Source organism: Helicobacter sp. MIT 11-5569 (assembly GCF_000765695.2).
Lineage (GTDB): Bacteria > Campylobacterota > Campylobacteria > Campylobacterales > Helicobacteraceae > Helicobacter_D.
The window spans coordinates 1-584 of the sequence record NZ_JRPB02000044.1 but is presented as its reverse complement, the minus strand read 5'-3'; the positions used below and the strand labels follow the sequence as shown (position 1 = coordinate 584).

Genomic DNA, 584 nt, shown 5'->3' with positions numbered 1-584 from the left:
TAGTGCTATCAAGTTCAGTTTTATCATTTGTGCGAGAGTTGTTATATAAGCTTAGATAAGAGTTTGAATAATTTGCATAAAGATTAGAATTAGAAATATTTGTCAATGCTTACTCCTTAATTTAATTATTAAAGAGTAAGCAAATTTTATTCCAAATACTATCTAAGAAATTTAACTCTTATTTTATCTCGTTTAATCCAATCCTTATACTTCAAGATAATTTTCTATTCTATCTTTCACATTATCCTGAAAATTAATTCTTTGGACATCACTAGAATTATATCTATTGATTTTTACAACTTCATCTGTGATTCTATTAGTTGTAAAATCATAAGTTGTGGCAACTGCTGCATAATAATTAGAACCTAGATTAAAGTATGGAGAATCTACGCTTCTCAATTCAACTTCATAATACGCAGTATAATAAATATTTCGTCCAGAATTATCAACGACACCATAATGTTTTGGGATAAAGCCAGTTAAATACGCCCCTCCCACAACCTTTTGCATTTCATCATCTGATAATGCTTTAACTCCTAAAGAGTTTTCATTCACTTTACCATTAGTTGCAAGAGCAATTAAAT

At 28.6% G+C, this 584-nt stretch carries 1 protein-coding gene; it reads right to left on the bottom strand.

Annotated features, from left to right (window positions below; translation table 11 throughout):
* Positions 1–204: 204 nt before the first annotated feature.
* Positions 205–584, bottom strand: a 380-nt coding sequence (locus LS70_RS09870) for a hypothetical protein (RefSeq protein ID WP_236096478.1), incomplete at its 5' end; no start/stop codon positions are given.